Source organism: Pseudomonas sp. PA-4-8C (assembly GCF_021606625.1).
GTDB lineage: Bacteria > Pseudomonadota > Gammaproteobacteria > Pseudomonadales > Pseudomonadaceae > Aquipseudomonas > Aquipseudomonas lactis.
The window spans coordinates 1-4,552 of record NZ_WKCD01000365.1 but is presented as its reverse complement, the minus strand read 5'-3'; the positions used below and the strand labels follow the sequence as shown (position 1 = coordinate 4,552).

6 protein-coding genes are annotated in these 4,552 nt (G+C 60.1%); 2 read left to right on the top strand and 4 right to left on the bottom strand.

The features are described 5' to 3' along the window. On the bottom strand, nucleotides 1–1,288 hold a 1,288-nt coding region (locus tag GIW04_RS28155), incomplete at its 3' end, for a sensor histidine kinase (protein ID WP_236479426.1). Between the two features lie 180 nt (nucleotides 1,289–1,468). On the opposite strand from GIW04_RS28155, the gene GIW04_RS28150 reads away from it, so the two are divergent. After that, entirely contained in the window at nucleotides 1,469–2,071 is a 603-nt protein-coding gene (locus GIW04_RS28150) for a LuxR C-terminal-related transcriptional regulator (RefSeq protein ID WP_003191748.1), read from the top strand. A 13-nt stretch (nucleotides 2,072–2,084) separates the two neighbouring features. Here the strand turns inward: GIW04_RS28150 and GIW04_RS28145 are convergent, their stop codons facing one another. Next, a complete protein-coding gene (locus GIW04_RS28145) occupies nucleotides 2,085–2,714 on the bottom strand; it encodes a ribonuclease T2 family protein (protein WP_120248149.1) in 630 nt (209 codons plus the stop codon). Between the two features lie 45 nt (nucleotides 2,715–2,759). Further along, complete coding sequence (locus GIW04_RS28140; RefSeq protein ID WP_120248150.1) at nucleotides 2,760–3,737, bottom strand: Gfo/Idh/MocA family protein; 978 nt, start codon at nucleotides 3,735–3,737, stop codon at nucleotides 2,760–2,762. A gap of 126 nt (nucleotides 3,738–3,863) precedes the next feature. On the opposite strand from GIW04_RS28140, the gene GIW04_RS28135 reads away from it, so the two are divergent. Next, complete coding sequence (locus tag GIW04_RS28135; protein ID WP_003191752.1) at nucleotides 3,864–4,226, top strand: NUDIX hydrolase; 363 nt, start codon at nucleotides 3,864–3,866, stop codon at nucleotides 4,224–4,226. A gap of 15 nt (nucleotides 4,227–4,241) precedes the next feature. On the opposite strand, the gene GIW04_RS28130 is transcribed toward GIW04_RS28135, so the two are convergent. Then, a complete protein-coding gene (locus tag GIW04_RS28130) occupies nucleotides 4,242–4,490 on the bottom strand; it encodes a DUF1652 domain-containing protein (protein WP_003191753.1) in 249 nt (82 codons plus the stop codon). Nucleotides 4,491–4,552: the final 62 nt, after the last annotated feature.

The following is a 4,552-nucleotide window of genomic DNA, read 5'->3' as shown; positions in this document are numbered from 1 at the left end:
CGTAGTCATCCTCTACCAGGCAGACTTTCAGCCCGGTGAGCAGCCCGGCCTGGCGTGCGTCGTCGCGCAGCGCCGGTTGGTGCGGCGCGTTAGCCAGGGCCAAGCCATGCAAGCTGACAGAAGTGCCATGGCCAACGCGCGAGCGCAGGCTCACCTGCAACCCCATCAATTGCCCCAGGCGCTTGACGATGGACAGCCCCAGGCCCACGCCTTCAACGTCCTTGTCACGCAGTTGACGCACGCGATAAAACTCTTCGAAGACTTTTGAAAGATGCTCCCTGGCAATCCCCCTCCCCTGGTCGTGTACCTCTACTACCAAGCCGTTATCGCGCACACGCACGCCGATCAGCACCGGTCGCAGCGCGCCGTATTTGAAGCAATTGGAGAGCAGGTTCTGCACCATGGTCGCCAGCATGCCCGGATCGACCAACACCCAATGAGCGCAGGGGCGCAAGCGCAACTCCACCCCCGCCCAGCGTGCGGCCTCGGCGTTCTGGCGCACCAGGTCGGCGAGAAATTCGCCCAGGTGGATCACTTGGTACTTGGGCAACAGGCGACCGTTGTCGAGGGTGTAGAGGTCGAGAATCGAACGGAACAATTGCGACACGTTAAGCAGCGAACGGTCGATATTGTCCACCAAGCGCTGTTCGTCATCTCCCAAGCGGGCTTCGCGCAGGCAGGCGGTGAACAGGCCAATGGAGTGGATCGGCTGGCGCAGGTCATGACTGGCCTGGGCGAGAAAGCGGGATTTTTCCAGGTTGGCAGCGATGGCTTGCTCGGAGGCCTTGCGCGTGCGCTCCAGCAGAATATGCGCATACACCGGGATCACCGTGCTGGTGATCATCAGCATCAGCACCATGAACGGCTGCGCCTGCCACAGCGGCGTAAGCTGGTACACGATCAACAGCGCCAGCAACGCCAGCGCCGTGGCAATCGCCAGATAGCGCGAACCGTAGCGCATGCCATTGCCCAAGTTCACCCAGACCATCACCGCATACAGCGGCAACGCCGCTTCACCACCCACCACCAGGCCGAACGAAGTACCGGTGTAATCGTGGATCATGCCGAAGATCCGCCGCGCCGGGTAATGCCCGGGCCAGCGTGCGATCACCTGGCGAAGCACGATGGACGCCAGCAGGAACACGAAGATATAGAGGATCACCGGCAGGTAGGTGTCCAGCGATTGCCCAGGTAGGAAACCCAGTAAGCTTATATACACAATGGCGATGGTGGCCACCACAATGCGCAGGTTAGCCTGATCGAGTTCAGAGTTGGTCTCAAGACTCATCGTCATATCCCTGACCTATCATCTGTAGGAGCGAGCTTGCTCGCGAAAAACGTTAACGATAACGCGTGTTGCCTGAATGAACGCAGCGCCTGTGAGTTCTTCGCGAGCAAGCTCGCTCCTACAGGCCCGGTGGTAAATTAGCATGCCTGGATACAACCTTGCCCCAGGAAGGAGCACACAATGACTGGCCGAATCATCATCGCCGACGACCACCCCATGTTTCGCGAAGGCATGACGCGCACCGTGCAGCGCCTGCTACCGGGCGCGGTGGTGCAGGAGGCCGGCGACCTGGCCACGGTGAATGCGTTGCTGTGCGAAGCGGGCGAGGTCGATACCTTGATTCTCGATTTGCGCTTTCCCGGCCTGACCTGCATCAGCCAACTGGCCGAACTGCGCCAGCAACTCAAACGCACCACCTTGGTCCTGGTGTCGATGGTCGACGACCCCGCGCTGATCGAACAGGTCATGGCCCTGGGCGCCGACGGTTTTATCGGCAAGAACATCGCCCCGGACGAGATCGGCCAGGCCCTGCTGGCGATCCGCGAGGGCGAAGTGCTGGTCAAGTTCGCCCCTTCAGGCCTGCTGCCCCTCGACACCCACACCCTCACCCCACGTCAGCAGGAAGTGCTGCGCCTGATTGCCCAGGGCAAGACCAACAAGGAAATTGCCAAGGTCCTGAATATCTCGCCGTTTACCGTGCGTATCCATGTGTCGTCATTGTTGCGCAGCCTGAATGTCCCCTCACGCGCGGCAGCTGCGGTGAAGTATTCCGGCGAGTTCTAGGCGCCTGCGCGGCTCAGCGCTGCGTGGGAATACGAATATCGCCTCCACGGCATTGGCTTTTCACACTGCGCGGGCAACCTGCAAACGCCAGATCCTTGGTCAGGCACACCCGCACTTCCGACAGCACCTGGCCCTTGCAGATCACCGCCATCCCGTGGTTGCCCATGCGTGGGTTGCTCTCGCGAAACAGCGCCTCGATCTCTTTGGCCTGCAAAGACGGCGGCGTGTTGAACGGCTGCAGTTGCTGCGGGATCACCACCGCACCAAGCGCCACATCGGTCTTCGCCAGATACTCCAACGGCGGCAGCCCACTGCAGGTGCCATGCTTGGCCCACTCATGCTTGAGCAGTGCACGGGTGGGAAACAGCACCGCGCCCTTGTCCATTTCTGCCTCGCTCAAGTGCGTCTGCGGCGTACAGGACGCCGGCCACCCTCCCCGCGCGTATTGCGGCCACAAACCGTGCAGCACAAAGCCGTAGCCCTTGCCCGAGCATTGCTCATTGCCTGGGTGCGTCAGGCAAAACGTGGGTGACCACGATAGCGACAGCACATAGAAATCAAACTCGCCCGACTGCCCTTGGCTGCGTGGCGCCGCCGTTGTCACGGTGGCGATCAGCAGCCACAACACCATCCAGTATTTCATCCCGGTATTCCTTTAAAAGAGTGAAGCCTTACGCTATCGCCACGACTAGGGATGCAGGGAGTAACGGTGTAGCACCTTATCCAGGATGATATCGGTCTTCAGCGCTTCGATGGCCAGCGACGGATGCTCGGCCTCGCCACGAATATGCGCATTCATGTTCAAGACATGGTGCCATTGAATATGGGTGTGACACGGCACTTCCAACACTTCGGTGGTCTCGCCTTCAAGACGTAACGGCTGGTCCTCGAACACCGAAAACTGAATACGGCCGCGACTGCCGATCAGTTCGACACGGTCTTCGCGACGGTCCGCCACAAAGTTCCAGCAGCCCATGCCCAACGCACCGCTGGCGAATGTCCAACAGGCCGTCACTGCATCTTCTGCCGCATAGCGTCCGGCCTGTCGCGCCGAAAAGCCTGAGACCTCAACGATATCGCCAGCCAGGTACTGGAACAGGTCAAACCCATGGCTGGCCAGGTCGGCAAAGTAGCCGCCACCGGCAATGGCCGGGTCGGTGCGCCAATTGGTGGCGTCGGTGTCTGTTACGGCAGCGGGTTTGCACAAAGTCCAGCTCAGATGGCGCAGCTCACCGATACGGCCTTCCTGCAGCCAGGTGCGCACTTGCTGGAAGCGTGGCAATGAACGCCGGTAATAAGAAACAAACAGGTGCAGCCCGGCGCGCTCAAATGTGCGCTGCATCAACGCGCTCTGTTCAGCATTCAGCGACATCGGCTTTTCGACGCAGCAATGCTTGCCCGCCGCCGCCACCCTCAAGGCGTATTCAAGATGGCTGTCGGGTGGAGTGGCGATGTAGACCGCATCCACCTCGGGGTCATCGATCAAAGCCTGGGCGTCGGTATAGCAACGGGCAATGCCATGGCGCGCCGCATAATCGCGCACCGCCTCGGCACGCCGCCCCATCACGGCGACCAATTCCGAACCTGGCGCTTTATAGAAAGCCGGTCCACTCTTTAACTCAGTGACACTGCCACAGCCGATCATGCCCCAGCGTATGGTCTTCATCTAATGTCCTCGGTCGTATTCGTCAATCGGGCAGTATCCACATACCGGCCCTGGCGCGCCATAACCACTTAGCATGACAATTGCATTACACTTTTATGACATTCGTTCGGCGCGGGGGCACATTCGATGAAAATTAGGGCAACCGTCATTTGCGAACATGAGGGGCATATTCTCTTCGTGCGCAAGGCCAGATCAAAATGGGCATTGCCCGGCGGGAAAGTGGAAGCAGACGAGCGCCCGGTAGGCGCGGCGGAACGCGAGCTGGAAGAAGAAACCGGGTTAAACGTGGACGGCTTGCTGTACCTGCAGGAGCTCAAGGCCCGAGACACCGTCCACCACGTGTTTGAGGCATCGGTAGTCAATATCGACGAGGCACGGCCGTGCAACGAGATTGTCGATTGCCAGTGGTATGCCTACAACGCCCTGGATGAGCTGGACACCACAGACGCCACGCGCCACATCGTCAAATCCTTCCTGCGGCGCCTCTGACGCGCTGGACGGCCCTTAACCTACCGCAGCAAACCCACGGCGCCCGGCCTTTATCTCGGTACGCAACTCACCAATCAGGTTGGAGATGGCACGGATGCTGTCCAGGCCCTCGGGCGATACACGGGTCAACAGCAAGTCGACACGACCGGACGCAGGCTCGAACACGCTGATGCGCAGCGAGCCGTCGCTGTTAAGGCAGCACTCACACGCCAGCGGCAGGAAGCCTGAGGCCATGATGCGGTTGAATTCGGTGATGGAAATCATGATCAGCCCCCCCGTCCCTGGGTTCTACCCGATTGAGGTGATGCAAGCAGCATAGATAAGGT

Bases quoted from the DNA above. Each gene is read 5' to 3' on its own strand.
- GIW04_RS28135 (WP_003191752.1), top strand. From the start codon at position 3,864: ATGAAAATTAGGGCAACCGTCATTTGCGAACATGAGGGGCATATTCTC.
- GIW04_RS28140 (WP_120248150.1), bottom strand. From the start codon at position 3,737: ATGAAGACCATACGCTGGGGCATGATCGGCTGTGGCAGTGTCACTGAG.
- GIW04_RS28145 (WP_120248149.1), bottom strand. From the start codon at position 2,714: ATGAAATACTGGATGGTGTTGTGGCTGCTGATCGCCACCGTGACAACG.
- GIW04_RS28150 (WP_003191748.1), top strand. From the start codon at position 1,469: ATGACTGGCCGAATCATCATCGCCGACGACCACCCCATGTTTCGCGAA.
- GIW04_RS28130 (WP_003191753.1), bottom strand. From the start codon at position 4,490: ATGATTTCCATCACCGAATTCAACCGCATCATGGCCTCAGGCTTCCTG.